30 protein-coding genes are annotated in these 25,936 nt (G+C 61.5%); 13 read left to right on the top strand and 17 right to left on the bottom strand.

Annotated elements, in window-relative coordinates; translation table 11 throughout:
• Nucleotides 1–60: 60 nt before the first annotated feature.
• The 3 genes from EI969_RS13145 (at nucleotide 61) to EI969_RS13155 (ending at nucleotide 2,134) form a co-directional block, all read left to right on the top strand.
• Entirely contained in the window at nucleotides 61–495 is a 435-nt protein-coding gene (locus EI969_RS13145; protein WP_160388198.1) for a MarR family transcriptional regulator, read from the top strand.
• 127 nt (nucleotides 496–622) lie between these two features.
• Nucleotides 623–1,813, top strand: a complete 1,191-nt coding sequence (locus EI969_RS30790) for a hypothetical protein (RefSeq protein WP_160388199.1) — start codon at nucleotides 623–625, stop codon at nucleotides 1,811–1,813.
• A 33-nt stretch (nucleotides 1,814–1,846) separates the two neighbouring features.
• Complete coding sequence (locus tag EI969_RS13155; RefSeq protein WP_160388200.1) at nucleotides 1,847–2,134, top strand: SelT/SelW/SelH family protein; 288 nt, start codon at nucleotides 1,847–1,849, stop codon at nucleotides 2,132–2,134.
• Here EI969_RS13155 and EI969_RS13160 read toward each other — a convergent pair.
• Nucleotides 2,128–3,021, bottom strand: a complete 894-nt coding sequence (locus EI969_RS13160; protein WP_160388201.1) for a DMT family transporter — start codon at nucleotides 3,019–3,021, stop codon at nucleotides 2,128–2,130. The genes EI969_RS13155 and EI969_RS13160 overlap by 7 nt on opposite strands.
• Before the next feature lie 71 nt (nucleotides 3,022–3,092).
• A complete protein-coding gene (locus EI969_RS13165; RefSeq protein ID WP_160388202.1) occupies nucleotides 3,093–3,857 on the bottom strand; it encodes an AraC family transcriptional regulator in 765 nt (254 codons plus the stop codon).
• 134 nt (nucleotides 3,858–3,991) lie between these two features.
• Between EI969_RS13165 and EI969_RS13170 the strand changes: the two genes are divergently transcribed.
• The gene (locus EI969_RS13170) at nucleotides 3,992–4,807 is read left to right on the top strand and encodes a UDP-2,3-diacylglucosamine diphosphatase (protein ID WP_160388203.1); all 816 of its coding nucleotides are present in this window, start codon (nucleotides 3,992–3,994) and stop codon (nucleotides 4,805–4,807) included.
• 178 nt (nucleotides 4,808–4,985) lie between these two features.
• Here EI969_RS13170 and EI969_RS13175 read toward each other — a convergent pair whose 3' ends face one another.
• The gene (locus EI969_RS13175) at nucleotides 4,986–5,576 is read right to left on the bottom strand and encodes an HD domain-containing protein (protein ID WP_160388204.1); all 591 of its coding nucleotides are present in this window, start codon (nucleotides 5,574–5,576) and stop codon (nucleotides 4,986–4,988) included.
• A gap of 27 nt (nucleotides 5,577–5,603) precedes the next feature.
• Nucleotides 5,604–5,915 (bottom strand): DUF962 domain-containing protein, encoded by a 312-nt coding sequence (locus EI969_RS13180; protein ID WP_103394688.1) that lies wholly within the window; start codon nucleotides 5,913–5,915, stop codon nucleotides 5,604–5,606.
• Between the two features lie 160 nt (nucleotides 5,916–6,075).
• Here EI969_RS13180 and EI969_RS13185 point away from each other — a divergent pair, with 160 nt between their 5' ends.
• The gene (locus EI969_RS13185) at nucleotides 6,076–7,137 is read left to right on the top strand and encodes an AraC family transcriptional regulator (protein WP_160388205.1); all 1,062 of its coding nucleotides are present in this window, start codon (nucleotides 6,076–6,078) and stop codon (nucleotides 7,135–7,137) included.
• On the opposite strand, the gene EI969_RS13190 is transcribed toward EI969_RS13185, so the two are convergent.
• The gene (locus EI969_RS13190) at nucleotides 7,094–8,548 is read right to left on the bottom strand and encodes a TrkH family potassium uptake protein (protein ID WP_160388206.1); all 1,455 of its coding nucleotides are present in this window, start codon (nucleotides 8,546–8,548) and stop codon (nucleotides 7,094–7,096) included. The two genes, EI969_RS13185 and EI969_RS13190, sit on opposite strands and share 44 nt — an antisense overlap.
• Nucleotides 8,549–8,669: 121 nt before the next feature.
• Between EI969_RS13190 and EI969_RS13195 the strand changes: the two genes are divergently transcribed.
• Entirely contained in the window at nucleotides 8,670–9,236 is a 567-nt protein-coding gene (locus EI969_RS13195) for an NAD(P)H nitroreductase (protein WP_160388207.1), read from the top strand.
• Nucleotides 9,237–9,364: 128 nt separating this feature from the next.
• Here EI969_RS13195 and EI969_RS13200 read toward each other — a convergent pair whose 3' ends face one another.
• From EI969_RS13200 to EI969_RS13225, 6 genes are all read right to left on the bottom strand, one after another.
• Nucleotides 9,365–10,708, bottom strand: coding sequence for a HAMP domain-containing sensor histidine kinase (locus EI969_RS13200; protein WP_160388208.1), 1,344 nt, complete (start codon nucleotides 10,706–10,708; stop codon nucleotides 9,365–9,367).
• A 179-nt stretch (nucleotides 10,709–10,887) separates the two neighbouring features.
• Nucleotides 10,888–11,337, bottom strand: coding sequence for a Spy/CpxP family protein refolding chaperone (locus EI969_RS13205; RefSeq protein WP_160388209.1), 450 nt, complete (start codon nucleotides 11,335–11,337; stop codon nucleotides 10,888–10,890).
• A gap of 222 nt (nucleotides 11,338–11,559) precedes the next feature.
• Nucleotides 11,560–12,237: a response regulator transcription factor gene (locus EI969_RS13210; RefSeq protein ID WP_160388210.1), complete on the bottom strand. Its 678-nt coding sequence runs from the start codon at nucleotides 12,235–12,237 to the stop codon at nucleotides 11,560–11,562.
• A 7-nt stretch (nucleotides 12,238–12,244) separates the two neighbouring features.
• A complete protein-coding gene (locus tag EI969_RS13215) occupies nucleotides 12,245–12,658 on the bottom strand; it encodes a translation initiation factor 2 (RefSeq protein ID WP_150716551.1) in 414 nt (137 codons plus the stop codon).
• Nucleotides 12,659–12,768: 110 nt separating this feature from the next.
• Nucleotides 12,769–13,068: a YciI family protein gene (locus EI969_RS13220; RefSeq protein ID WP_160388211.1), complete on the bottom strand. Its 300-nt coding sequence runs from the start codon at nucleotides 13,066–13,068 to the stop codon at nucleotides 12,769–12,771.
• A gap of 1 nt (nucleotide 13,069) precedes the next feature.
• Nucleotides 13,070–13,666, bottom strand: coding sequence for a septation protein A (locus tag EI969_RS13225; RefSeq protein WP_160388212.1), 597 nt, complete (start codon nucleotides 13,664–13,666; stop codon nucleotides 13,070–13,072).
• A gap of 87 nt (nucleotides 13,667–13,753) precedes the next feature.
• Between EI969_RS13225 and EI969_RS13230 the strand changes: the two genes are divergently transcribed.
• The 7 genes from EI969_RS13230 to arfB all read left to right on the top strand — a co-directional run bounded on the left by EI969_RS13230 (nucleotide 13,754) and on the right by arfB (nucleotide 21,477).
• Nucleotides 13,754–14,617 (top strand): PHP domain-containing protein, encoded by an 864-nt coding sequence (locus EI969_RS13230; protein WP_160388213.1) that lies wholly within the window; start codon nucleotides 13,754–13,756, stop codon nucleotides 14,615–14,617.
• A 13-nt stretch (nucleotides 14,618–14,630) separates the two neighbouring features.
• The gene (locus EI969_RS13235; RefSeq protein WP_160388298.1) at nucleotides 14,631–15,260 is read left to right on the top strand and encodes an L-threonylcarbamoyladenylate synthase; all 630 of its coding nucleotides are present in this window, start codon (nucleotides 14,631–14,633) and stop codon (nucleotides 15,258–15,260) included.
• Between the two features lie 60 nt (nucleotides 15,261–15,320).
• Nucleotides 15,321–16,079: a ScpA family protein gene (locus EI969_RS13240; protein WP_173862173.1), complete on the top strand. Its 759-nt coding sequence runs from the start codon at nucleotides 15,321–15,323 to the stop codon at nucleotides 16,077–16,079.
• A gap of 11 nt (nucleotides 16,080–16,090) precedes the next feature.
• Complete coding sequence (scpB, locus tag EI969_RS13245) at nucleotides 16,091–17,050, top strand: SMC-Scp complex subunit ScpB (RefSeq protein WP_160388214.1); 960 nt, start codon at nucleotides 16,091–16,093, stop codon at nucleotides 17,048–17,050.
• A gap of 258 nt (nucleotides 17,051–17,308) precedes the next feature.
• Nucleotides 17,309–18,529 carry a 23S rRNA pseudouridine(2605) synthase RluB gene (rluB, locus tag EI969_RS13250; RefSeq protein ID WP_160388215.1) on the top strand — a complete coding sequence of 407 codons (1,221 nt, stop codon included), beginning with the start codon at nucleotides 17,309–17,311 and terminating at the stop codon, nucleotides 18,527–18,529.
• Nucleotides 18,530–19,447: 918 nt separating this feature from the next.
• Nucleotides 19,448–20,860, top strand: a complete 1,413-nt coding sequence (locus EI969_RS13255; protein WP_160388216.1) for an amino acid permease — start codon at nucleotides 19,448–19,450, stop codon at nucleotides 20,858–20,860.
• A gap of 203 nt (nucleotides 20,861–21,063) precedes the next feature.
• Complete coding sequence (gene arfB / locus EI969_RS13260; RefSeq protein WP_160388217.1) at nucleotides 21,064–21,477, top strand: alternative ribosome rescue aminoacyl-tRNA hydrolase ArfB; 414 nt, start codon at nucleotides 21,064–21,066, stop codon at nucleotides 21,475–21,477.
• On the opposite strand, the gene EI969_RS13265 is transcribed toward arfB, so the two are convergent.
• The 6 genes from EI969_RS13265 to phhA form a co-directional block, all read right to left on the bottom strand.
• Entirely contained in the window at nucleotides 21,474–22,673 is a 1,200-nt protein-coding gene (locus EI969_RS13265) for an MFS transporter (protein ID WP_160388218.1), read from the bottom strand. The two genes, arfB and EI969_RS13265, sit on opposite strands and share 4 nt — an antisense overlap.
• Nucleotides 22,674–22,771: 98 nt before the next feature.
• Nucleotides 22,772–22,957, bottom strand: coding sequence for a hypothetical protein (locus EI969_RS13270; RefSeq protein WP_160388219.1), 186 nt, complete (start codon nucleotides 22,955–22,957; stop codon nucleotides 22,772–22,774).
• Nucleotides 22,958–23,029: 72 nt separating this feature from the next.
• The gene (locus tag EI969_RS30550; RefSeq protein WP_008051162.1) at nucleotides 23,030–23,161 is read right to left on the bottom strand and encodes a hypothetical protein; all 132 of its coding nucleotides are present in this window, start codon (nucleotides 23,159–23,161) and stop codon (nucleotides 23,030–23,032) included.
• 275 nt (nucleotides 23,162–23,436) lie between these two features.
• A complete protein-coding gene (locus EI969_RS13275) occupies nucleotides 23,437–24,630 on the bottom strand; it encodes an amino acid aminotransferase (protein ID WP_160388220.1) in 1,194 nt (397 codons plus the stop codon).
• Nucleotides 24,630–24,986 (bottom strand): 4a-hydroxytetrahydrobiopterin dehydratase, encoded by a 357-nt coding sequence (locus tag EI969_RS13280; protein WP_046816880.1) that lies wholly within the window; start codon nucleotides 24,984–24,986, stop codon nucleotides 24,630–24,632. The genes EI969_RS13275 and EI969_RS13280 overlap by 1 nt, the downstream gene beginning before the upstream one ends.
• A 105-nt stretch (nucleotides 24,987–25,091) precedes the next feature.
• Nucleotides 25,092–25,883, bottom strand: a complete 792-nt coding sequence (gene phhA, locus EI969_RS13285) for a phenylalanine 4-monooxygenase (RefSeq protein WP_160388221.1) — start codon at nucleotides 25,881–25,883, stop codon at nucleotides 25,092–25,094.
• Nucleotides 25,884–25,936 lie beyond the last annotated feature (53 nt).

Here is a 25,936-nt window from a genome sequence, read left to right on the forward strand (position 1 = left end):
CTCATGCTTAGCTGACTAATAATTAGTTTTAATTTATTTCAGTCTAATCATGAGTGTTTTATGCCGTTAACCGATCAACACCGCTTTGGCATGCAATTGGCCCAGATGTCCCGTGGCTGGCGCGCCGAACTGGATCGCCGACTGGCGGGCCTGGGCTTGTCCCAGGCACGCTGGCTGGTGCTGCTGCACCTCGCGCGTTTCGAAGAAGCCCCCACCCAGCGTGAGCTGGCACAAAGCGTCGGCGTCGAAGGCCCGACCCTGGCCCGTTTGCTCGACAGCCTGGAAAGCCAGGGTCTGGTGCAACGCCAGGCCGTGCTGGAGGACCGTCGGGCGAAGAAAATCGTGCTCTGCGCGCCGGCCCGCCCCCTGATCGAACAAATTGAAACCATTGCCACGCAACTGCGCCACGAACTGTTCGAAGGCGTCGATGAGGCGGACTTGAAGGTGTGCATGCGGGTCCACGGGCATATCCTGGGCAACCTTGAAAAATCCTGAGGCATAACCGACCGCCAGGCTTTTGAGCCAGCGCATTGAGCAGACTATAAGAACTACTCGGCAATATCGTGTTCGTAACGGACGTACGAACCTGTTCGGGTAGTTTTTGCAGATCTCAAGGATGCTCATGCTCAAGTGTTGGCGATTGGTTTTACGCATTGGTTCTCTGGGGTTGCTGGCCGGGGTCGCGGTCACTTACTCGGCATGGACACTGGCGCTGGGCCTGGGGGAAATCACCCTGCATTCGGCGCTGAACCAGCCGTTGCGTGCCGATATCGCCCTGGTGGATGCGGCCGGCCTGGAGGAGAGCGAGCTGTCGGTGAGCCTGGCAACGGCAGACGAGTTCAGCCGCGCCGGGGTCGACCGGGTGTATTTCCTCGACAACCTGAAGTTCACCCCGGTCCTGCGCGGCAATCGCCGCCTGATCCAGGTGACTTCCAGCAAACCGGTCAGCGAACCCTTTCTGAATTTCCTCGTGCAACTCGACCAGCCCAACGGTCGGTTACTGCGCGAGTACACGGTGCTGATCGATCCGCCGGGTTCGCCTGGGGTTGTTCCTGCCACTGATGAAGTCGTTTCGATTTCGCCTGCGTCCGCATTTCCCAGTGTTCAACCGGTCGCAGCGCCGTCACCCGTGGCCAGGACGACGCCGGAGGCCGACGTCCTCCCGGTCGACCCCGCTGACGAGCAACTGGCTGACAGCGCCCTGCAAACCACTGTCGATGAGCTCAACGCGAAGCTTCAGGGCCAGGAAGTGCTGATCGCCGAGCAGAAGCAGCGGTTGGCCGAGCTGCAGACCCAGCTGGCGGAACTCAAGAAGGTCAAGGCGCAACCGATGGCTTCCGATACCGCGGCGCGAGCCTCCGCAAAGGTTGAAAGCCCCGGGATTGGCTGGCTGCAGATTACCGGCGTGTCGGCGCTGATGGTGTTGCTGGCGCTGCTCTGGTTTGTTCGTCGTCGGCGCCGGGAACATCAGGCCATAACGTCAGAGGATGGGCCTTCGCCGCATGAACCGTTGCCGGAGATTTTTACCGAGCCAGTGAAGTGGCCGACCGTCATGCCGCCGTCCCCTGCGTCGTGCGACGAGGTACCAGCCAGCGAAGGGTCTGAGCCGGTCGCAGCGGGTGTGGCGATAGCCGCTGAAACCGCGATTGACGATGGCTACCGGCTCAACCTGGATGAGCTGTCCATTGCGTCGAACTGGGAGGTGATCAGCCCAGACGATAACAGCCAGCCGGCTGCCCTGACCGTGCCTGCGTTCGCGTTGGAGGAACTACCTGCTCCAGCGACTCGGCAGCAGTCGGTCGGGCTATCATAGCGGCGTCGTCAAACTCTGGAGCCTTGTCCCATCATGACCGCTGCCAAACCCGAAATCGTCATCACCTATTGCACGCAATGCCAATGGCTGTTGCGTGCGGCCTGGCTGGCCCAGGAACTGCTCAGCACCTTTGGTGATGACCTGGGCAAAGTCTCCCTGGTGCCGGGCACCGGCGGGGTCTTTCATGTGTTCTGTGACGCTGTGCAGATCTGGGAGCGCAAGGCGGACGGTGGCTTCCCCGAGGCCAAGGTGCTCAAGCAACGGGTCCGCGACCAGATCGATCCGGACCGAGACCTGGGACACAACGACCGCACTCAGTGAGACGCGGCCTCGGCGGCAACGGCTTGCTTGCTGGAGCCACTTGAGAACCGGCTGGACACCACAATCGCCACAATGATCAGCGCGCCTCCGAGCAACATGCGCAGGGTCGGGTTTTCGTTGAACAGCAGCCACGCGACGGTGATGCCGTAGACCGGCTCCAGGGCGAATACCACGGCGGCGGTGCGTGCCTTGATCACCGCGAGGCTGGCGACGAACAGGCTGTGGGCGACACCGGTACAGAACACGCCGAGCAGGCCGATCCACAGCCAGTCGATGGCGCGCACTTCGCTCAACTGAGGCGCCGCCACCGGCAGCAGGCACAGGGCAACCACCACGTTCTGGCACAACGCTGCCTGCACGGGCGGAACGCGTCCGGAGCTGGCACGGTTGGTCAGCGACAGCAGGGCGAACAGCAACCCGGAAGCCACGGCCCACAACAGGCCGGTGGTGGCGCCGCTGGCCAGATCGAAGTCAGGCGTGACCAGCACCAGCCCGACACTCACCAGCAGCACCAGCACGATTTCATTGGCGCGAATGCGCTCGCGGAAGATCAGCCCTTCGAGGATCACGGTAAAGGCCGGGAAGCTGGCGAAGCCGAGCGTCGCAATCGCCACGCCTGCGACTTTCACCGCAATGAAGAAGCTCACCCAGTGCCCGGCTAGCAACAAGCCGCTGAGCAGCAGCCGACGCCAGTCCACGGCCTCGAGTTTTTGCCAGCGCGTCTGGCTGGCGAACCGTGCAAAAAAACCCAGCGCGAGCACGGCAAAAGCGGCGCGGCCGAACACGATGACCGCCGGTGACGCGGCAGCCAGTTTGCCGAACACGCCGGTCAGGCCGAACATCAGTGCGCCTATATGCAAGGCGCCAAGGGCGGTACGGGGAGTCATTGCAATCCTTAACGACAAACGAACAGAGGCATCATTGAAGCGCGTAACCGCCCGGCAAGTCTGTCGGCAGACTAGCGTTTTTTGTCGCCAGTCTCGCGCCGCAGTTTGCTGGGCGATGCCCCGAACTCGCGCAGCACCGCCGCCGCGAACGCACTCTGGGAGCTGTAGCCGACGCGGCTGGCAATCTCGCCGATGGCCAGCGCCGAGTTGCGCAGCAAGCCCACCGCGATGTGCAAGCGTCGGCTGCGGATGTAGTCCATCGGCGTCTGCCCGCACTCGGCCACGAACCGCGCATGCAAACGGGCGCTGGAAAGGCCGGCCACCCGGGCCAGGTCGGCCACTTGCAGCGGGTAGGCCGCGTACTGATCGATGTGTGAGTTCAGCGCAGCGTAGGGCAGGCGCCGACCGCCGACGGCGTCGGGCCTGGCGTTGTTCAGACTGGCCAGCAACAGCACCGCGCCTTGCTGGGCGATCAGCGGGTCATCGACCGGACTGTTCGCCAGCCAACTGACGAGTTGGCTTTGTCCCGCGTCCAACGACAGGCGGCCGGGGTTGTCGAGCAAACGTCGGCTTGGCTCGGCGTGATCGCCCAACGACTGGGCGACCCATTGTTCACTGGGCACATCCAGCACCAGGCAGCGGCTGCCATTGGGGCTGCCACACGCATGATGAGCGCCCGACGGTATCACCACGAAGCTCTGCTGGACCACCTGGCTGCCACGGCCGTCAACCTCGAAATCCAGGGCGCCCGAAAGCCCGAACACCAGTTGCGCGTGGTCGTGGCTGTGGACGATCAGGTCGTGGCTGTATTGGCGCAGCGTGAGGATCGGTCTCATCGCGGGTCTCCCGGTTCAGGGCGTCAGTCTACACCGAGCGGGCCTGCAAGCGCTGTCACAGGACTGACTTGGCGCTGTCATGGACGATTAACCGGGCCGGAGCAGACTTGGCAAAACTTGCCTGAGGGTTGCCCATGACCAGCGCCGAGCTCGCCAAACCCACCCGTAAGCAACGCGTACGGACTTTATGGATTTCCGATGTGCATCTGGGCACCCGGGATTGCCAGGCTGAACACCTGTCGCGGTTTCTCAAGGGTTACCATGCGGACAGGATCTACCTGGTCGGCGACATCATCGACGGCTGGAAACTGCGCGGCGGCATGTACTGGCCGCAGGCACATACCAACGTTATCCGGCGCCTGTTGACCATGAGCAAGCGTGGCACCGAGGTGATCTACGTCACCGGTAACCATGACGAATTCCTGCGCCGCTATTCGAAGCTGATCCTGGGCAATATCCAGCTGGTGGACGAAGCCGTGCACGTCACCGCCGACGGCCGGCACCTGCTGGTGATCCATGGCGATCAGTTCGATGTGATCACCCGCTACCATCGCTGGCTGGCCTTTCTCGGTGACTCGGCCTACGAATTCACCCTGACCCTCAACCGCTGGCTCAATCATTGGCGCGCGCGATATGGCTATGGCTACTGGTCGCTGTCGGCCTATCTCAAGCACAAGGTGAAAACCGCGGTCAGCTTCATCAGCGACTTTGAGGAAGCCATCGCCCATGAATGCGTCAAGCGCGAACTGCACGGGGTGGTGTGCGGGCATATTCACCATGCCGAGATTCGCAAGGTCGGCGAGGTGGACTATCTCAATTGCGGCGACTGGGTGGAGTCGTGCACGGCGCTGATCGAGCATTGGGATGGTTCGATCGAGCTGTATCGGTTGGCGGATGCGCAGGCGCGGGAGGCGCAGTTGAAGGCGGCTAAAGTCGCAGAACTGGCTTGATTGATTTGATTTTTGTGGCGAGGGGGCTTGCCCCCGTTGGGCTGCGCAGCAGCCCCAAAACCATTCACCACGGAATGCCAATAGATCGGCACTTGTAGGTTTACGGCGGCTTCGCCACCGAACGGGGCGGTGCGGCGATCCGACAAGCCCCCTCGCCACAATGGTTCCGCCGGATCTGTCAGGCTGGCGAATGCTCTTGCATCGCCGCCTTGTAGATCGAATGCCTCGGGTGCGCAAACAGGCGCTCCATCATCGGCTCGAAAAAGCTCAATGGCAGCGTGTCATATTCCGGGTCAAACGCCGCCGCATCGTACCTGGCGCAGAACTCGACGGTCGCCTGGTATTGCGGATGGTCCTGGAATTGCTCGCGCAGATGCCGATCCATGCCCAGGTGATGAAAAAAGTAGTAGCCCTGAAAGATCCCGTGCTTTTCCACCATCCACAGGTTCTCGGCGCTGACGAACGGCTTGAGGATCGCCGCTGCGATGTCCGGGTGATTGTAGGAACCCAGGGTGTCGCCGATGTCGTGGAGCAGGGCGCAGACCACGTACTCTTCGTCGCGACCATCGCGCCAGGCGCGGGTGGCGGTTTGCAGCGAGTGGGTCAGGCGATCCACCGGGAACCCGCCAAAATCACCCTCCAGCAACTTCAGGTGCGCCACGATCCTGGTCGGCAATTGTCGTGCGTAGGCACTGAAGTCCGCGGCGATGATCGCCCAGTCTTCCTGTGTGCCGTCCTTCATGTGGGTGAAGCGGGCATTGGCATTCATGAGCAACTCTCTTGTGGCGGCTGTCGGCTAGAACGGAACGCGCCCCAGGACCATGTCCCGGTACATGACAAAATCGCCGAGCAGGCTGTAGAAGGGATGTTGGAAGGTGGCCGGACGGTTCTTCTCGAAGAAGAAGTGACCGACCCAGGCAAAGCTGTAACCGGCCAGAGGCAGGGCCCACAACAGCATCCAGGCACCCCGACCAATGGTCAGCGCCAGTATCAAGATAACCAGCGTTGTGCCGATAAAGTGCAGACGGCGACAGGTACTGTTGCTGTGTTCGCTGAGGTAGTAAGGGTAGAACTCAGCGAAACTGTTGAATCGTTTGACGTTTTCCACGACTGCGATCTCTGTGGTTATTGTTCTGACGGCAAGTTGTTCTGCGGGTAGCTTATTTGAGTCTAGAGTGATCAATGGCATCAGCCAGTGACAATAGGCGCCACTTTAGTATCCTTCGGTCAATAGCCGTCACAGGCGGCTCACCATGTAAGAAAACGCCATGAGCGAACGAACGACTTCTGCAAGCTGGGCGATGGGGATTGTCAAAGCGCTGGAGATGGACGGCCTGGATTGCCGGGTTCTGTTCAAGCAGCTGGGGCTCGACTACGCGGCACTGGATGATCCGGATGCACGCTTCCCGCAAGATTCCATGACACGACTGTGGCAACGCGCCGTCGAACTGTCCGGCAACCCGGCCATCGGCCTGAACATGGGCAAGGTGGTACGGCCGGCGCAGTTCCATGTGACCGGTTATGCCTTGATGTCCAGCCGGACCCTGGCCGAAGGCTTTCAGCGTCTGGTGCGCTATCAGCGAATCATCGCCGAAAGTGCCGACCTGAGTTTCAAGCTGCTGGAAGAAGGCTACGCGCTGATTCTGACGGTGCATGGCGACCATCTGCCACCGACCCGGCAAAGCGCCGAGGCTTCGCTGGCCTGCGCCCTGGCGCTGTGCGGCTGGTTGACCGGGCGTACGTTGCATCCGCGCAAAGTGTTGGTGCAAGGCGCCGAGCCGGTCAACCTGGAACCCTACAAACAAGCCTTCCATGCACCGCTGGTGTTCAACGCGCCTTACGATGCGCTGATTTTCGAACGCGCGGACATGGAAGCCCCACTGCCGACGGCCAACGAAGCCATGGCATTGCTGCATGACCGCTTTGCCGGCGAATACCTGGCACGCTTTTCCGAAAGCCGCGTGACCCACAAAGCGCGGCAGGTGTTGTGTCGCCTGTTGCCCCAGGGCGAACCCAAGCGCGACGCCGTGGCGCAGACCCTGCATCTTTCCCAGCGCACCCTGCAACGGCGTTTGCAGGAAGAGGGCACGAGCTTTCAGGTGCTGCTGGACGATACCCGGCGCGAACTGGCCGAGCAGTACCTGGCGCAACCGACCATGACCTTGCTGGAGATCGCCTACCTGCTGGGGTTCGCCGACCCGAGCAACTTCTTCCGGGCTTTTCGCCGCTGGTTCGATGCCACGCCCGGCGAGTACCGGATGCGGCTGATGCAGGCTCCTGAAGCGGTCAATGACGCCAAAATGCCGGAATACAAAGCACAAACACAGTGATGATCTCCAGTCGGCCGAGCAGCATGCCGAACGACAGGATCCACTTGGCGGCATCCGGCAGGGTCGCGAAGTTGCCCGCCGGGCCGATGGTCTCGCCGAGCCCCGGGCCGACACCGGACACGGTACTGGCCGCGCCGGTGAGGGCGGTCATCCAGTCCACGCCGAGCAGCGACAGCAACAGCGCAATCACGCAGATAGTGATCGCAAAGAAGAACGAAAAGGTGAGGATCGAACGTACGATCTCTTCGTCGAGACGGTGACCGTTGTACTTCTGCTTGATGACCGCGCGCGGGTGAATCAGCTGGTTAAGGTTGGCCTTGAGCAGGATATAGGCCACCTGGAAGCGGAAAATCTTGATGCCGCCCGCGGTCGAGCCTGAGCAACCGCCGACAAACCCAAGATAGAAGAACAGCATCAGCGAGAAATTGCCCCACAGGCTGTAGTCCCCCAGCGCGAAACCGGTCGTCGTCACCACCGACGTCACGTTCAGCGCCACATGCCGCAGCGCATCCAGCCAATGCAGCTGGGTCGTCCACCAGTACCAGGTGCCGAGCACCAGCCAGGTCACCAGCAGCATGCCGAGCAAACCTTGCACCTGCTGATCCTTGATCAACGCCCGACGGTTACCACGCAACGTTGCCACATACAGGGTGAACGGCAGGGCGCCGAGAATCATGATGACGATCGCGACCCAGTGCACCGCCGGTTGCGGCCACTTGGCCAAAGACTGGTCGGAGGTGGAGAAGCCGCCGGTGGAAATCGCTGACATCGCATGGTTGATCGCATCGAACAGGCTCATCCCGGCCCACCAGAACGCCAGGCTGCCGACAATGGTAATGCCGACGTAGGCCGCCACGATCAAGCGCGCCACCATGTGCGAACGGGGCATGACTTTTTCCGAGCGGTCCGACGATTCGGTCTGGAACAGCCGCATGCCACCGATGCGCAGCAGCGGCAGGATCGCCACCGCCATGCCGATAAAGCCGATGCCGCCGATCCAGTGCAGCAACGAGCGCCACATCAGGATGCCGGGGGACATGGTGTCCAGGCCGTTGAGCACGGTGGCGCCGGTGGCGGTGATGCCGGACATGCTTTCGAAGAATGAATCGGTGTAGCTGATGTGCTGGGTCAGCAGGAACGGCAATGCGGCGAAGATGCACACCACCAGCCAACTGCTGACTGTCAGCAGGTACATGTCCCGGGGGCGCAGGTGGATGTGCTCGGGGCGGCCCGGAATCACCAGCGCCAGCCCGGCGACAAAGGTGATCATGCTGGCCCAGAGGAACGACGGCAGATCGCTGGTGCGCTCGAAAATGACCAGCGTGGCCATGGGCACGACCATGGAGATCGCCAGCGTGATCAGGAAGATGCCGATGATGAAACCAATGATCCGTAAGGTCGGCAACGCCATGAGGTCCGCTCGGCTGATAGGGGAAAGGGCGCCATTCTACCCGTGAGACAGGGCATGTAAACCGGCACCGCTGCGACAGTTACAGCTAGAATAGCCGCACTCATTTTTCAGGAGGTGGCCGATGCAGGCTCTCGACGTTTTGCTCAACCGTGTTTCCGTTCCCCGACTTGTTGAACCTGCACCCACCGCCGAGCAGCGCGAGGTGTTGTTCGGCGCCGCCATGCGCGCCCCGGATCACGGTCACTTGCAGCCTTGGCGCTTCCTGACGGTGGAAGGCGCGGCGCGTGAGCAAATGGGCGAGTTGCTGGCTGAAGCGGCAAAGCTTGCGGACATTGAAGTCAATGAAGCGGCCATCGACAAGGCGCGCAATGGTCCGCTGCGGGCGCCGTTGGTGGTGGTGGTGATCGCCCGCGTGCAGGAGCACTTCAAGTATCCCAAGTCCGAGCAACTGCTGGCGGCGGGCTGCGCGGCCCACGGGATTTTGCTCGCGGCCTATGCCCAGGGCATTGGTGCGGTGTGGCGTACCGGCGACCTGGCTTACTCGGCGCATGTGGCCAAGGGGTTGGGCCTGGCGGAAGGGGAGGAGGTGATTGCCTTCCTGTATCTGGGCACGCCGCAAAAAGAACCGCGAGTGGCCGAGAAAGTCGACCTCGCCGAATTCGTCAGCGCCTGGCCAGGCAAGGCCTGACACCGCAAAACCTGTGGGAGCGAGCCTGCTCGCGATAGCGGCCGGTCAGTCAATTTGATTGTTGAGTGTGCCGCCGTCATCGCGAGCAAGCTCGCTCCCACAGTAGAGCTGTGTAGTTCAAACCAGGATCAGGGCTGAACGACAGCCCCAGGCACCAACGGCAATTCAATACTGGCAATGAACCCGCCCTCCGGGTGATTGGCCAGCACCAGGCTGCCGCCATGTCGCTCCGCCGCACGGCGGGCGATGGCCAGGCCCAGGCCATGTCCGGCCGCGGTCTGCCCCGGCGCCCGATAGAACGGCTCACCGAGCTGGCTCAAATGTTCGGCACTGACCCCGGGCCCGTGATCGCGCACGGTCACGACGATCCGCTCACCCTGACGCAGCGCCTGCATCTCGATCGGCAGGCCACCCGCCGGATTGAAGCGCTGGGCATTGCGCAGCAGGTTGTCCACGGCCCGTTCGATCATGGTCGGCCAGCCCTTCAGGTTCAGTTGCGACTCGGCTTCGAGCTGCACGAGCTGCTCGGGTGAACCGAGTTGCGCATCCTTTTGCAGGGTACTGAGCAAGGCGTTCAAATCCACCTCTTCGGCGCTGGCGTTGTCGGAGTCGACCCGCGCCAGCACGAGGATTTCGCTGATCAGCGCTTCCAGCCGGTCGCACTCTCGGGTCAGGCGCGGCCAGAGCTGTTCGCGTTCCTGCGGGCCGGCCCGTTCGGCGAGCGCCAGCGCGATACGCAGGCGGGCGAGGGGCGAACGCAGTTCGTGGGAGACATCACGCAGCAATTGCCGCTGGCTGCCAATCAGGCTTTGCAGGCGCGCGCCCATGCGATTGAAGTCGTTGGCCAGCACACCAAATTCATCGCGACGATTGGCCAGTTTGACCAGGCTGTTCTGTTGATAGGTGGTTTGTCCAAGGTCATGCACCGCGCCGCGCAGACGGCTGAGCGGGCGGGTGATGGAAAAGGTCACCAACAGGCTGAACAGGGTCAGCACCACCAGGGCGATCCCCAGCGCACTGAGCGGCCAGAGCAGGCTTTCGCGGTGCCAGGCGTCCAGCTCCGGGTGCGGTATGCGGTAGATGAACAGGTAGGTGTCACCGGTTTTTTCGCTGGTGAACTCATCGGTCAGGCGCCGCCATGGCAGGCGTCGGTCATCGTTGTTCTGGCGCGCCTCAAAGGCCGCCGCACGTTTGGGGAAGGTGCCGCGCACCACCGGATCGCCGCTCTCGTTGAGCACCTGGACGTCGATGTGATACTGGTGTTTGCGCTCCTGCAGAAGGTCCTGGGCAGCGTCTTCGCCCTGGGATTCGTAGGTTTGCGTCCATTGTTCGGCCAGCGTGTTGAGGCCCGGGTGACGGCTGAGAATCCAGGCGTCCTGGTTGAGCATGTGCCCGAGCAGGATGGAAAGCCCCGCAACCAGAGTGATGGCCAGCCAGAAGCTGGCCAGGATACGCCAGAACAATGAACGCACGGAAAATCCTCGAACGATACAATTCTATGTAGGAGCGAGCCTGCTCGCGAAAAACGAATAGACGACACGTGCTGCCTGATGCCGCGCGTTATCGTTGACGTCCATCGCGAGCAAGCTCGCTCCTACAGTAAAAACTTCAGACCCAACGGTGATAAGCCATTGGGTCCGGGGTCAGCGCATTATTGCGCTTTTTGCGGTTGCTGCGCTTTCCAGGCCTTGAATTCAGCCCACTCGGCGCGACGCTCGGCCTGTTTCTTCTGGATCTCGTCGAATTTCTTCTGTTGATCCGGTTTCAACACGGCGCGCACGTCAGCTTCGGCTTTCTGGTGCTTGGCCGCCATCTCGTCTTTCATGGCTTTCTGGTCGGCTGGCGAGAGTTTCTCCAGGTATTTATCGACCAGTTGCTTACGCTCGTGCATCTGTTCGCCCATGATCTTGCGGATCTGCTCGCGCTGCTCGCGGCTCAGGTCCAGTTGACTGTACGGTCCTTTGCCGTGCATGCCGTGCATCTGACCGCCGTGGCGCGAGCCGTCCATCGGCCCACCCATCGGGCCTGCGTCTTCAGGCATGGCCATGGCAACGGTCGGCAGGGCGGCAGCGAACATCAGAGCGATAAGAGTCTTGCGCATGGTGTATCTCCTTGTCTCGTTCCCGGTACGTTCCGGATGAGTGCAGATTACGCAGATCAAGGTCAGCGGCAGTCAGCGGAGCGTAAAGCTTGGGTAAAGACGATTTCGCATCCGCCTGACACAACTCCGACCCTGAGCCGGCTTGCTGGCGATTCATACGACGCGGTGTGTCAGGAGCGCCGCCATCGCCGGCAAGCCAGCTCCTACACAGGACGGTGGAGATCAGAGGCTGTAGTAGTAACCACGGCTGCGCAGGGCCACGATGCGCGGCCGGCCGTCGGGGTGCGGGCCGATCTTCTTGCGCAGATTGCTGACGTGCATGTCCAGGCTGCGGTCGTACAGGGTCAGCTTGCGGCCGAGGGCGATCTGCGCCAACTCCTGTTTGTCCAGGGGCTCGCCGGGTTGCTTGAGCAGGGCTTCGAGCAGGCGGCTTTCGGAAACGGTGAGGGTGAACTCCTGTTCGTCGATGCTGACCACGCCGCGCACCGGGCTGAAACACAGGTCGCCCAGTTCCATTTGGCTGGACACCGCTGCCGGGTGGCTGCGACGCAGGACGGCGCGCAGGCGGGCGGTCAGTTCCCGCGGGTCGCAGGGCTTGGCCAGGTAATCGTCGGCGCCCAGTTCCAGGCCGAGGATACGGTCCAGCGGCTCGCCCCGGGCCGAGAGCATCAGCACCGGCAAATCCGGGTGATCGTTGCGCAACTGCTTGAGCAGTTCCAGACCGCTGCCATCGGGCAGCATCACATCCAGCACCACGGCCGCCGGGGCGGTTTCGGCCAATGCCCGACGAGCGCTCTGGCCATCGTGACAGGCACGTACCTGAAAGCCTTCCTGGCTCAGCCAACTGCTCAGGAGCTCACACAGCTCCTGGTCATCATCAATCAGTAACAGCTCGCTCATGACTCACTCAATTTAGCCATTGTCGACGTTTTCGACTTGCTCCACTGGCGAAGATACCGCAGAGCAGAGCCAATAGCGCTACCCCCGCGCCAATGACAAACCATTGTTGCTGGTCTGTCAGCAAGCGCGGCAGCGGACTGCTGGCCTGGGCTTCCTTGAGTTGCAGCTTCAAACGCTGGTTCTCCTGGCGCAACCGGGCCAGCAGCGGGCTTTCGCGTTCGCCGTCGGCAGTTTGCAATTGTTTGTTCAATTCTTCCCGTTGCCGTTCGCTTTCTTTCAAGCGTTGCTGCAGCTCGGTGATCTGGCTGCCGGCGCTCAAGGACAGCGGCGTCGAGTTTCCACCCTCGGCGTAGTCTTCACCGTGGGCGGGCGCCACGATCGATAACGTGACCAACATCAGGCACAACGGACCTTTGCGCATGGCGACTCCTGGTTCCAATACGAGTATTGGAAAAGTTGTCGGCCGGCAAACGAGAATAATGAGCGATTGAGAACGCGATGAACCGATATGGTTCACCGCGTGGGGACAAGTTATGGCAGGACTTGCTTGAACGGCTTCACCAGAACGTTGGCGTAGACACCTGCGGCGATGTACGGATCGGCGTCGGCCCAGGCCTGGGCGGCGCTCAGGGAATCGAATTCGGCGACGATCAGGCTGCCGGTGAAACCCGCCGCGCCCGGATCATTGCTGTCGACCGCCGGGTGTGGACCGGCCAGAACGATGCGGCCTTCGCCCCTGAGCACTTGCAGGCGCTCGAGGTGCGCAGGCCGTGCGGCCAGGCGGGCTTCCAGGGAGTTGGCGACGTCTGTGGCAATGATTGCGTAAAGCATGTCAGTCCTCGGTTTTTGGCGTAGTGGTGTCGGCATCGTGCAGATGGCGGGACAGGTAGATGCCCTGACCGACCAGGAACAGCAAAGTCATGCCCAGGCTGCCGAAGACCTTGAAGTCGACCCAGTAGCTCTGGAAGGTGAACGCGACAAACAGGTTGGCGGCACCGCAAAACAGGAAGAAGGCGATCCAGGCGATGTTCAGGCGCGTCCAGACCGGTTCCGGCAAGGTCAGCGCGTGGCCCATGATGCGTTTGATCAGCAGGCTGTCACCGACGAAGTGACTGCCGATGAACGCCAGGGCGAACAGCCAGTTGACCACCGGCGCTTTCCACTTCAGGAACGTTTCGCTGTGGAACGCCAGGGTCAGGCTGCCGAAGACCAGGCAGGCGATCAGGGTCAGCCACTGGCTCTTCTCCAGCTTGCGCTGCTTGATGAACAGCGTGCCGTAGACCACCAGGGAACTGATGATCAGCATCGCGGTGGCGCTGTAGATACCGCCTACAGTGACCTCGTGGCCGGCGATGTCGACGACCCGTGGATCGATTTTGAAGACGATGAAAAACAGCAGGAGCGGGATGAAATCGATGAATTGTTTCACAGTGGCAGCCAGAAGCAGGATGTGGCGGCATAATAACAAACATACGGGCGCGCGATAGCGCCAGCTGAATTGAGGTTACAAACCCCTGTGAATGTTGATTTGCACTGCCATAGCACGGCCTCCGATGGCGCTTTGGCGCCTGCGGTACTGGTGGCGCGGGCGTTCGAGAAAGGCGTGCGAGTCCTGGCCTTGACCGATCACGACACCCTCGAGGGCCTCGACGAGGCCCGCCAGGCGGCTACCGCGCTGGGGATGCAACTGGTCAATGGCGTCGAACTGTCCTGCACCTGGGGCGGCGCGACCATTCATGTGCTGGGCTACGGTTTTGACGTGAACGCCGCGCCGTTGGTCGAGGCCATCGCCAGACTGCATGATGGCCGCTGGCTGCGCTCCGAGGAAATCAGCCGCAAGCTGGCGCTCAAGGGCATGCCGGGGGCGCTGGAGGGCGCCCGGCAGATCCAGCAGGCGCTGGGCGACAGCGGCAACGCGCCGGCCCGCCCGCATTTCGCCGACTGGATGGTGCGCGAAGGTTTCGTCAAGGACCGCGCCGAGGCGTTCCGCAAATGGCTGGGCGCCGGCAAGCTGGGCGACGTCAAGCAACACTGGCCGACGCTGGAAGAAACCGTCGAGACCCTGCGCGCGGCCAAGGCCTGGGTCAGCCTGGCGCATCCCTGGCACTACGAATTCACCCGAAGCAAGCGACGTCGCCTGATTGCCGACTATATTCAAGCAGGGGGCCACGCCATCGAAGTGGTCAATGGCTACCAGCCTGCCGAGCAAGTGGGCAGCCTGGCCATTCTGGCCCGTGAGTTCGGTCTGCTGGTCAGTGCCGGCAGTGATTTTCATGGCCCTGGAGGCTGGTCGGAGATCGGTGAATACCGGCCGCTCCCGGAGGATCTGCCACCACTATGGTGTCGATTCAAACATGACCCAATTATTGCCGCCGTTTGAACAGGTAGAGAACGTGAGTCAATTTTTCCAGATTCATCCGGAAAACCCGCAAGCGCGCCTGATCAAACAGGCCGTCGAAATCATCCGCAAGGGCGGGGTGGTGATTTATCCCACGGACTCTTCCTACGCCATTGGTTGCCAGATCGGCGACAAGGTGGCTGTGGAGCGTGTACGACGTTTGCGCGGGCTGGATGAAAAGCACAACTTCGCGCTGATTTGCTGCGACCTGTCGCAACTCGGGCTGTTCGCCAAGATCGACACCGGCACTTTCCGCTTGCTCAAGGCCCACCTGCCGGGCCCGTACACCTTCATTCTCAACGCTACCCGTGAAGTGCCGCGGCTGTTGCTGCACCCGAAAAAACGCACCATCGGCCTGCGGGTGCCGAGCCATCCGATTGCCTTGGCACTGCTGGAGCAACTCGGCGAGCCGTTGATGAGCGTGAGTCTGATCATGCCCGGCGAAACCGACCCGATGTATGACCCCTATGAAATGCGCCAATTGCTCGAGCACCAGGTCGACCTGATCATCGATGGCGGCTTTGGCGGGATCAAGGCGTCCACCGTGATCAACCTCGCCGACGGCGAGCCGGAAGTCATTCGCGTTGGTTGCGGTGACCCGACGCCGTTCATGGTCGAGGCCTAGATGTCCGCAGTAGAACCCGTCGACAGTCAGGCCGGAGCGCAGCAGGAACTGCCCTTCGCCATGGTCTATGGCCAGGCGGTCATGGAAATGCCGCTGGACCTGTACATCCCGCCGGATGCCCTCGAAGTCTTTCTCGAAGCCTTTGAAGGCCCCCTCGACCTGCTGCTGTACCTGATCCGCAAACAGAACATCAACATCCTCGACATCCCGGTGGCGGAAATCACTCGCCAGTACATGGGCTACGTCGAGTTGATGCAGTCGGTGCGCCTGGAACTGGCCGCCGAGTACCTGGTGATGGCCGCGATGCTGGCCGAGATCAAGTCGCGGATGCTGCTGCCGCGGGCCGAAACCGTCGAGGACGAAGAGGACGACCCGCGCGCCGAACTGATCCGCCGCTTGCAGGAATACGAGCGCTTCAAGGCTGCCGCCGAAGGCATCGATGGCTTGAGTCGCGTCGGTCGCGACGTGGTGGTGCCCAAGCTGGACGCCCCGGAAGCCCGAGCACGCAAGCTGCTGCCGGACGTGCGCCTGTCAGAGTTGCTGTTGTCCATGGCCGAGGTGTTGCGCCGTGGCGACATGTTCGAAAGCCACCAGGTCAGTCGCGAGGCGCTGTCGACCCGCGAACGCATGAGCGATGTGCTGGAACGCCTCAAGGGCGGCGGTTTTGTGCCGTTTGTCGAGCTGTTCACCGCTGAGGAAGGGCGCCTGGGGGTGGTGGTGACCTTCATGGCGATCCTTGAATTGGTCAAGGAATCCCTGGTCGAGCTGGTGCAGAATGAGCCATTTGCCGCGATCCACGTGCGAGCCCGAGCCGAATAACGAGTTGAATCATGAACCTGACTGAACCCCGCGAGCTGGCGCCATTGCTTGAAGCCTTTCTGTTGGCCTCGGGAAAGCCGCAATCCCTGGAAAGCCTGTTCGAGCTCTTCGAGGAAGGCGAACGGCCGGAGCCGCCGGTCTTCAAGAAGGCCCTGACGATTCTCGCCAAGTCTTGCGATGGCCGCGCCTTTGAATTGAAGGAGGTGGCCTCGGGGTATCGCCTGCAAATCCGCGAGAAATTTTCGCCGTGGGTCGGGCGTCTTTGGGAGGAGCGCCCGCAGCGTTATTCCCGCGCCATGCTGGAAACCATGGCCCTGATCGCTTATCGCCAGCCGATCACCCGGGGTGAAATCGAAGACGTGCGGGGCGTGGCGGTCAACAGCAACATCGTCAAGACGCTGATGGAGCGCGAGTGGATTCGCATCGTCGGCTACCGCGACGTGCCCGGCAAACCGGCGATGTTCGCCACCACCAAGGCGTTCCTCGACCACTTCAACCTGAAAAACCTCGACGACCTGCCGCCGCTGGCGGAGCTGCGCGAGCTGGAACCGGACCCGGTGCTCGATTTCGACGACGCCCCCGTGCCCGCCGGGCTGCAAGAGCTGGCCGATGCCAGTGCCGAGCCGGAAGAGCCAAAGGAAGAAACCAGTTTCCACACGCTGTTGTTGGAGCTGGACAGCATGGAAGAGGGGCTCAAGACCGACTTCGACGACTTGCTGCGCGATGGCGCGTCGCCTGAGTTCGATCCGGAACAGTCGGAAGTCGAACCGGCACAGCCCGAGCCTGAGCCTGAAATCGAGCCGGAGCCGGAAGACGACATCCTCGGCGTTGCCGAAGCCCGCGAGAAGCTGCTGGCCGCTGTAGCCGCCCTCGAACAGCCGAAACCCGAGCCGCAGCTGTCGGACGAAGAAGCCGAAGCCCTTGCCCTGGCTGAAGCCATCGAAGCCGAACGCCGCGAATTCGAAGACTGACCCTGTAGGAGCCGGCTTGCTGGCGATGCGGCCAACGCGGTATCTCTGAGGGACCGCGGTGACCTCATCGCCAGCAAGCCGGCTCCTACAGGAAGTGGGTGACCTTGCGCGATCACCGATCGGCGGAAAAACCAATAACCTTGCCTTGATCAGCTAGTCTCTGATGCGCAAACGCCCGCATGCGCGTATGATTCGCTACCCTTCGGCGATCCCTTCGCCAAAGTACCCAGTTTCAAGACCACACCGGGAGGTGCCCAGATGAGTATCAAAGACCAGAAAGACGACCAGGAAATCGGCCCAGCAGGCGAAAAACTGCAGAAAGTCCTCGCCCGTATCGGCGTCGGCTCGCGCCGTGACGTGGAAGCCTGGATCAGCCACGGCCGCATCAAGGTCAACGGCAAAGACGCCACCCTTGGCCAGCGCGTCGACATGCACGACGCCATCACCATCGATGGCAAGGTGATCAAGCGCGAAGAGGCCGCCGAGTCGGTCCGCCGCGTGATCATGTACAACAAGCCCGACGGCGAGATCTGCACCCGTGTCGACCCGGAAGGTCGCCCGACCGTGTTCGACAAAATGCCAAAGCCGAAAGAAGGCCGCTGGATCAACATCGGTCGTCTGGACATCAACACCACCGGTTTGCTGATGTTCACCACCGACGGTGAGCTGGCCAACCGCCTGATGCACCCTTCCTACGAAATGGACCGTGAATACGCGGTGCGTGTGCGTGGCGAAGTCGATGACGAGATGATCGAGCGCCTGAAGGCTGGCGTTGTCCTTGAAGATGGCCCGGCCAAGTTCACCGACATCAAGCAGGCTCCGGGTGGTGAAGGCTTCAACCATTGGTACCACTGCGTGGTGATGGAAGGTCGTAACCGCGAAGTTCGTCGCCTGTGGGAATCCCAGGGTCTGGTGGTCAGCCGCCTGAAGCGCGTGCGTTTCGGTCCGGTGTTCCTCAACTCGGACCTGCCGATGGGTCGCTGGCGCGAAATGAGCCAGTACGAAGTCGACATCCTCAGTGCCGAGGTCGGCCTGACGCCGGTCGCGATGCCGCAGATGAACGCCAAGAGCAAAGACAAGCTTGACCGTATGCAGCGCAAGTCGTCGCGTCCGATGGCCAAGGCCGAGCGCGTGCGTACCCTGCGTCCAGCGACTGGCGCAGCCACCGCACCTGCCGCGCCACGTGCCAGCCGCGAGCCGCAGATCGAAGGCGAGCGTCCAGGCCGCAAGCCAGCTGCGCGTCAGGACGGCGAACGCGGTCCACGCACGCCACGTCCGGCCAATGGCCGTACCGAGCGTGGCGAAGGTCGTGGTACGCCGGTAGCCGACCGCCCGGCCGACACCAAGCGCCCGGCCAAGCCGGCGCCGAAGCGTCCGGGGATCAAACTGGTCGATGGCGACAAGTCATCGGGCAAGCGCCGTGGCGCACCGGCCGGTTCCGGCCAGCGTCCGGGCTTTGGTCGTCGCAAGCCTGAGTAATCGGCTGAGCGCTTGATAAAAAACGCCAACCTTCGGGTTGGCGTTTTTTTTGGGGGGGCTTTCAATGGTTTGGAGTCCACTTCATTTTCAGCGTAGCCACGGTCCCTAGTAGGAGCCGGCTTGCTGGCGATGGACTCAAGTGCACCGCGTTTATCCAGTTCATACGCGTTATCGGTAACGACCATCGCCAGCAAGCCGGCTCCTACAGGTATTGCGTTATGTGTCTTTCCCGCGATAGCGCCAGTTGCCGCGCCGGGATGTCCGAAGTGGAAAGCCTAAATTACGCCCTGTAAAGAAAACCTGACGAAATCCGCAGATTAACCCCGTGAAATCGCCTTCTCTCGAACACTGTAAGAAAAGTCTTACGCATCATTGCCTTGCATCCTTCTCCCAACCCTCTAGCCCGCTTGTTTCAACACGCCATGCAGGGTCAGATGCGCGCCATGCCTGTCGTGCAGGTGCATAACAAAAAGGAGGCGCAATGAACGCCGCAATCCATCTCCATCTCTCTGCGAGGGGCGGTTTTCCTGCCTTTCCCGTCGATGATCCGCAAGGGTCTGACCCATTTTTTGCAGCCGCCCGGGCTCTTCGGGGCGGACACAGGCAATCCCGGCCATAGACACGCTTGTCCAGCGGGTCTGGCAGCAGGGGGTTACAGGTGTACAATGCGCCGCGTTTTACCTGTGACCTCCTGCGCATCAGCGCAAACCTCAAGGCTATCCGCCTTGTTCACTCCGTCGCGTCACGAGCGTGTCGGGTTCGATTTCGTCACAGATAAAAACAAACAGGTGACGCATGACCGTTGTAAATACGCTGAACTCCTGGTGCCTGCGCTGGGGTTTGATCGGTGCCGCTTAACGCCTTTGCTGAGCAGCAACGTCTACTGAACATCATCAAACCTTGCGTGAGACCCTTTTCATGAGTGGACAAAACCCGCAATCAGGCGAGCTGAAACGCGGCCTGAAAAATCGCCACATTCAATTGATCGCCCTCGGTGGCGCAATCGGTACCGGCTTGTTCCTCGGCTCGGCCGGGGTACTGAAATCCGCCGGCCCGTCGATGATCCTCGGCTACGCCATCTGCGGCTTCATCGCCTTCATGATCATGCGCCAACTGGGCGAAATGATCGTCGAAGATCCGGTGGCCGGCTCCTTCAGCCACTTTGCGCACAAGTACTGGGGCGGCTTTGCCGGCTTCCTGTCGGGCTGGAACTGCTGGATCCTGTACATCCTGGTGGGCATGTCCGAGTTGACGGCCGTCGGCAAATACATCCACTACTGGGCGCCGGACATCCCGACCTGGGTCTCCGCAGCGGCCTTCTTCGTGCTGATCAACGCGATCAACCTGGCCAACGTCAAAGTGTTCGGCGAGGCCGAGTTCTGGTTCGCGATCATCAAGGTCGTGGCGATCGTCGGCATGATCGCCCTGGGCAGCTACCTGCTGGTCAGCGGCAATGGCGGCCCGCAAGCAGCGGTCAGCAACCTGTGGTCCCACGGTGGCTTCTTCCCGAACGGCATCAGCGGTCTGGTGATGGCCATGGCGTTCATCATGTTTTCCTTCGGTGGCCTGGAAATGCTCGGCTTCACCGCTGCCGAGGCCGACAAGCCGAAAACCGTGATCCCGAAAGCCATCAACCAGGTGATCTACCGGATCCTGATTTTCTACATCGGTGCCCTGATCATCCTGCTGTCGTTGACCCCGTGGGACAGCTTGCTGACCACCCTGAACGCTTCCGGTGATTCCTACAGCGGCAGCCCGTTCGTGCAAGTGTTCTCGATGCTGGGCAGCAACACCGCCGCGCACATCCTCAACTTCGTGGTCCTGACCGCGGCGTTGTCGGTGTACAACAGCGGCACCTACTGCAACAGCCGCATGCTGCTGGGCATGGCCGAACAGGGCGACGCGCCGAAAGGCCTGGCGAAGATCGACAAGCGTGGCGTGCCGGTGCGTTCGATCCTGGCCTCGGCCGCCGTGACCCTGATCGCGGTACTGCTGAACTACCTGATCCCGCACAGCGCGCTGGAACTGCTGATGTCGCTGGTGGTGGCCACCCTGGTGATCAACTGGGCGATGATCAGCTACTCGCACTTCAAGTTCCGCCAGCACATGAACAAGACCAAGCAGACGCCGTTGTTCAAGGCCTTTTGGTACCCGTACGGCAACTACATCTGCCTGGCGTTCGTGTTGTTCATCCTTGGCGTGATGCTGTTGATTCCGGGGATCCAGACTTCGGTGTACGCGATTCCGGTGTGGCTCGTGTTCATGTGGGTCTGCTACGGCATCAAGAACAAGCGTAGTGCGCAACACGCATTGCAGGCTGCAGTGAAGTAACTCAGTCGCAGAAACAACGAACCCGGCCATGTGCCGGGTTTTTTGTGTGCGCGCTGCAAAAAACTGTAGGAGCGCGGCTTGCCCGCGATGAACGATAACGCGGTGTACCTGATAAACCGTGGCGCCTGAATCGCGGGCAAGCCACGCTCCCACAAGGTCCGCATCGCGGTATCCTGAACACCCTCGAATACGGACGCTTTTCCATGCTGGTGATTTCCAACAACGTGCATCTGCCGGATGCCGAGATCGAGTTGACGGCCATTCGCGCCCAGGGCGCCGGTGGGCAGAACGTCAACAAGGTCTCCAGCGCGGTGCACCTGCGCTTCGACATTCCGGCGTCGTCTTTGCCCGAGTTTTACAAGGAGCGGCTGCTGGCACTGCGCGACAGCCGCATCACCAGCGACGGGGTGTTGATCATCAAGGCCCAGCAGTACCGGACGCAGGAGCAGAACCGTGCTGATGCGCTGGAGCGTTTGGTCGAGTTGATCCAGGGCGCCACCAAGGTCGAGAAAAAGCGCCGCCCGACCAAGCCGACTCTTGGCTCGAAGACCCGTCGCCTCGAATCCAAGAGCAAGCGCGGCAACATCAAGGCCGGGCGCGGCAAGGTCGATTTCTAGCGGGTGTCCCGCGCTTCGCGTTGCTTGGGTGCCTGCCGGTACAGGTAAAGGCTCAGGATCAATCCGCTCACCGCGGCGAGGGCGGCGAACAGGAAGATCGAAGCGAAGCCGAACCCGGCTGCAATGGCCCCGGCCAGCGGCCCGGTGATCCCCAGCGACAGGTCGATGAACAGCGAGTAGGCGCCGACGGCAGCACCACGGCTGGAGGCCGGGACCAGGTTGACCGCTTCCACCCCCAGTGCCGGAAACACCAGCGAAAAGCCGAAACCGCTCAGCGCCGCACCCGCCAGTGCCCAATGGGCATCCGGTGCCAGCCACAGCAACAGCAATCCCAGGGTTTCCACGGACAGGCAGGCAATGGCCACGCGAAAGCCGCCGAGGCGGTTGATCAGGCTGCCGAACAGCAGGCGCGCGCCGATGAAGCTGGCGCCGAACAGGCTCAGGCACAGCACCGCGTTGTCCCAGTGTTGCGTGGCGTAATACAGGGTGATGAAGGTGGCGATGGTGCCAAAACCGATGGAACCCAGGGCCAGGCCGCAACCGTGGGGAAAGACCCGCCCGAGCACGTGCATGAACGGCAGGCGTTCACCGGCCACGATCGGTGCGGCGGTTTTCGGCCAGGCCAGCAGCAGGCCGAGCACGGCCAGCAAGACAATGCTCACGCCCATGCTCCACAAGCCCAACTGGTGGACGATCAGCACGCCCAAAGGCGCGCCCACGGCCAGTGCGCCGTAGCTGGCGATCCCGTTCCAGGAGATGACTTTGGCGGTGTTCGCCGCGCCGACCCGGCCGATGCCCCAGCCGATCGAGCCCGAGCCCACCAAGCTTTCCGCGCTGCCGAGCACCAGACGGCCGATCAACAGGCTGATCAGGCTCAGGGTCGGCAGGCTTTGGGTCCAGGCCGAGATCAACATGAACACACCGCTCAGGCCGCAACCGGCCAGGCCATACATCACCGCCAGCTTGCTGCCCTTGTTGTCGATGATTTTCCCGGCATACGGGCGGCTGAGCAGGGTGGCCAGGTATTGCACGCTGATCACCAGGCCCGCGATCACCGCGCCAAAGCCCAGGTCGCTGTGGACATAGCCGGGCAATACGGCCAGGGGAATGCCGATGTTCAGGTAGCCGATGAAGGTGAAAAGGACGATGGAAACGACTTGCAGCGTGACCGCCAGGGGGCGCTGGTTTTCAGGCATGGGAAAGGTCCACGGTAAAGCAGGATAGATAGGCTGCTTATGATAGCGGTGTGGACGGTTGCAGGTTGTGAAAAAGTAAAACTATTTGCCCGGTGGTGTCATTCGGCCTTGATGGGGGCGACCAGTTGCGTGGTGACCAGGGCGGCCAGCGCATTTTCCTGGGTGCCGAAACGGGCGAGCAAGGCGGCTTGTTTCTCGGGGGAGAGGCGATTCCAGATTTCGATCATTTTTTCGGCGGTGCCGATCAGGACGCCGGCCTGCGCTTCGCTGAATTCGTCGGTCATGGGGGAGGCTCGTTTCAGGCAGTGTGGAAAGCGCATGTTAGCGCTTTCCACACGGTCTGTACGGCGGGTGTTTCAGTCTTCTCTGTCAGCCTGGCGGCTGTCAGTGGCTTCTTTCGGCTCGGGTTGTTGGGCGCCGGCTTGCTGCGTGGTCGTCTGCTCAGGTACGTGCAGGCTTGGGAAGGGGAGATTGGGAATCTCGTGCATGGTTGCGCTCCTCGCTAAGTCTGTTGATAGATCTGGTCGATCCGCGCTTTAGAAAAAGCCTTGGCAGGATACAGCACTGAAAATGACAAACAGACTTTTATATCTATTTGTTTCGACGGACGGGGTTGTATAGACAGATCCAGAGGGGCAACACAAAACAAAATGTGGGAGCGAGCTTGCTTGCGATGGCGGTGTGTCATCCAACATACATGTCGTCTGATAGACCGCTATCGCGAGCAAGCTCGCTCCCACAGGGGATTTGCAGTGTGTGAGGGTTACTTGCAGACGCTGGCAATCGCCTCGGCCAGCAGGTCCAGGCGCGTGGCATCGATGCCCGCGACGTTGGCTCGCCCTGAGCTGACCATGTACACGCTGTGGTGATCGCGCAGGTTCTTCACGTGTTCCGGCGACAGGCCGGTGTAGGAAAACATCCCGCGTTGCACGCCAATGTGCGCAAAACGCTCGCGCAAACCATGAGGCTCCAGTGCCTCCACCAGACCGCTGCGCAGTTGGGCGATGCGCAGGCGCATGGCTTCCACTTCGTCGGCCCAGAGGTTTTTCAACTCTGGGTCGCCGAGGATGGTCGCGACCACCGCTGCACCGTGATCCGGTGGTGTCGACCACAGGTTGCGGGCGATGTTGGCCAGTTGGCTGCGAATGTCGGTGAGCTTGTCGGCGCTTTTCGCGCAGACAATCAGCGCACCGGTGCGGTCGCGGTACAGGCCGAAGTTCTTCGAGCAGGAGCTGGTGATCAGCAGTTCCGGCAACTCGGCGGCGAACAGCCGGGTCGACCAGGCGTCCTGTTCCAGGCCGTCGCCGAATCCTTGATAGGCGAAGTCGATCAGCGGCAGCAGTTCGCGCTTGCGTACGACCTCCAGCACCCGCTGCCAGTCATCCCGGGACAGGTCGAAACCGGTCGGGTTGTGGCAGCAGGCGTGCAGCAACACCACGTCGCCCTTGGGAGCTTCATTGAGCGCCGCCAGCATGCCGTCGACATCGAGACGGTTGTCGCTGCCCACGTACGGGTAGTGGCTGACCTTGACCTTGGCTGCCGCGAAAATCGTTTCGTGGATTGGCCAGGTCGGGTTGCTCAACCACACGCCGCGCCCTGGCAGGCACTGGGCGATGAAGTCCGCGCTCAGACGCAGGGCCCCGGTGCCACCCGGCGTCTGGGTGGCGCCGGCGCGTTGTGCGTCGATCAGCTTCGAATCGGCGCCCAGCACCAGTTCATTGATGGCCTTGCCGAACGCCGGCTCGCCGTGGCCGCCGATGTAGGTCTTGGTCGGCTGACTGTCCACCAGGCGTTGCTCGGCAAGTTTCACCGACTCGAGAATCGGCGTCAGGCCCTGGGCGTCCTTGTAGACACCCACGCCCAAATCGAACTTGCGCGGGTTCGGGTCCTGCGCGTAGGCCTCCATCAGGCCCAGGATCGGGTCGCCGGGTACTCGACCGATGGCGTCGAAATGCATTACTTGCGCCCCTCAGCGTCCTTGGCAACGATGTCGGTGCGCGCGGCCATGATGAAGTCGTTGCGATGCAGCCCCTTGATCGAGTGGCTCCACCAGGTCACGGTCACTTTGCCCCACTCGGTCAGCAGGCCCGGGTGGTGGCCTTCAGCCTCGGAGATTTCACCGACGGCGTTGGTGAACGCCAGGGCGTGCTTGAAGTTCTTGAACAGGAAAACCTTTTCCAGCTGCATGATGCTGTCGCGTACTTCGATGTTCCAGTCCGGGATCTGCTTGATCAGGATCGGCAGTTCTTCGTCGCTGACTTGTGGAGCATCGGCGCGGCAGGCTTCGCAATGGGCTTGGTTCAAAGTGGACATGGTGTGCTTCCTGAAATCGAGTGTTTTTATATCGGTCGACAGTGCCGTCACGCTAAACCAAAGCGACGGTGACTGACAGACTCACTTGTCAGCAAAAGTCGCGGTTCACGCAGCTTTTGGTTTTGGCGGAAATTTCGGTGCGTGCAGACCCATCTGCATCGCTTGCTTGACCATGCCCATGATGTCTTCGCGAGCGAGGTCGAACAGGCGCTTGAGATTTGGCAACGCGAAGTACAGTGGCTGCAGGATGTCGATGCGGTACGGCGTGCGCATGCATTCCAGCGGGTCGAAGGCTTGATGCTCAGGCTCGTCCGACAGGCAATACACAGTCTCTTTCGGTGAAGACAGGATGCCGCCGCCATAGATGCGCTGGCCTTGCGGGGTGTCGACCAGACCGAACTCGATGGTCATCCAATACAGGCGCGCCAGGTACACGCGTTCTTCCTTGGACGCCTTGAGACCGAGCTTGCCGTAGGTGTGGGTGAATTCGGCGAACCACGGGTTGGTCAGCAGCGGGCAGTGGCCGAAGATCTCGTGGAAAATGTCCGGCTCTTGCAGGTAATCCAGTTCCTCGCGGGTACGAATGAAGGTCGCTACCGGAAACTGCTTGCTGGCCAGCAATTCGAAAAAAGTCTGGAAGGGAATCAGTGCGGGAACCCGGGCAACCTGCCAACCGGTGGTTTCACCGAGGACCTTGTTGATTTCGCCGAGTTGAGGAATGCGGTCGTGGGGCAGACCGAGTTTTTCGATACCGTCCAGGTACTCCTGGCACGCACGCCCTTCGATCACTTTCAGTTGGCGAGTGATCAGCGTGTTCCACACCGCGTGTTCTTCGGCGGTGTAGTCGATAAAACCTTGCGCATCGGGCTCGCGAGCCACGTATTGCGTCTGCTTCATGCTGCTCTCCTGCTAAGGGATTTCGTTCTTGTTATGTGCTGCTATGGACCTAG

Origin of the sequence: Pseudomonas sp. PB101 (genome assembly GCF_009764265.1) — a bacterium.
GTDB lineage: Bacteria > Pseudomonadota > Gammaproteobacteria > Pseudomonadales > Pseudomonadaceae > Aquipseudomonas.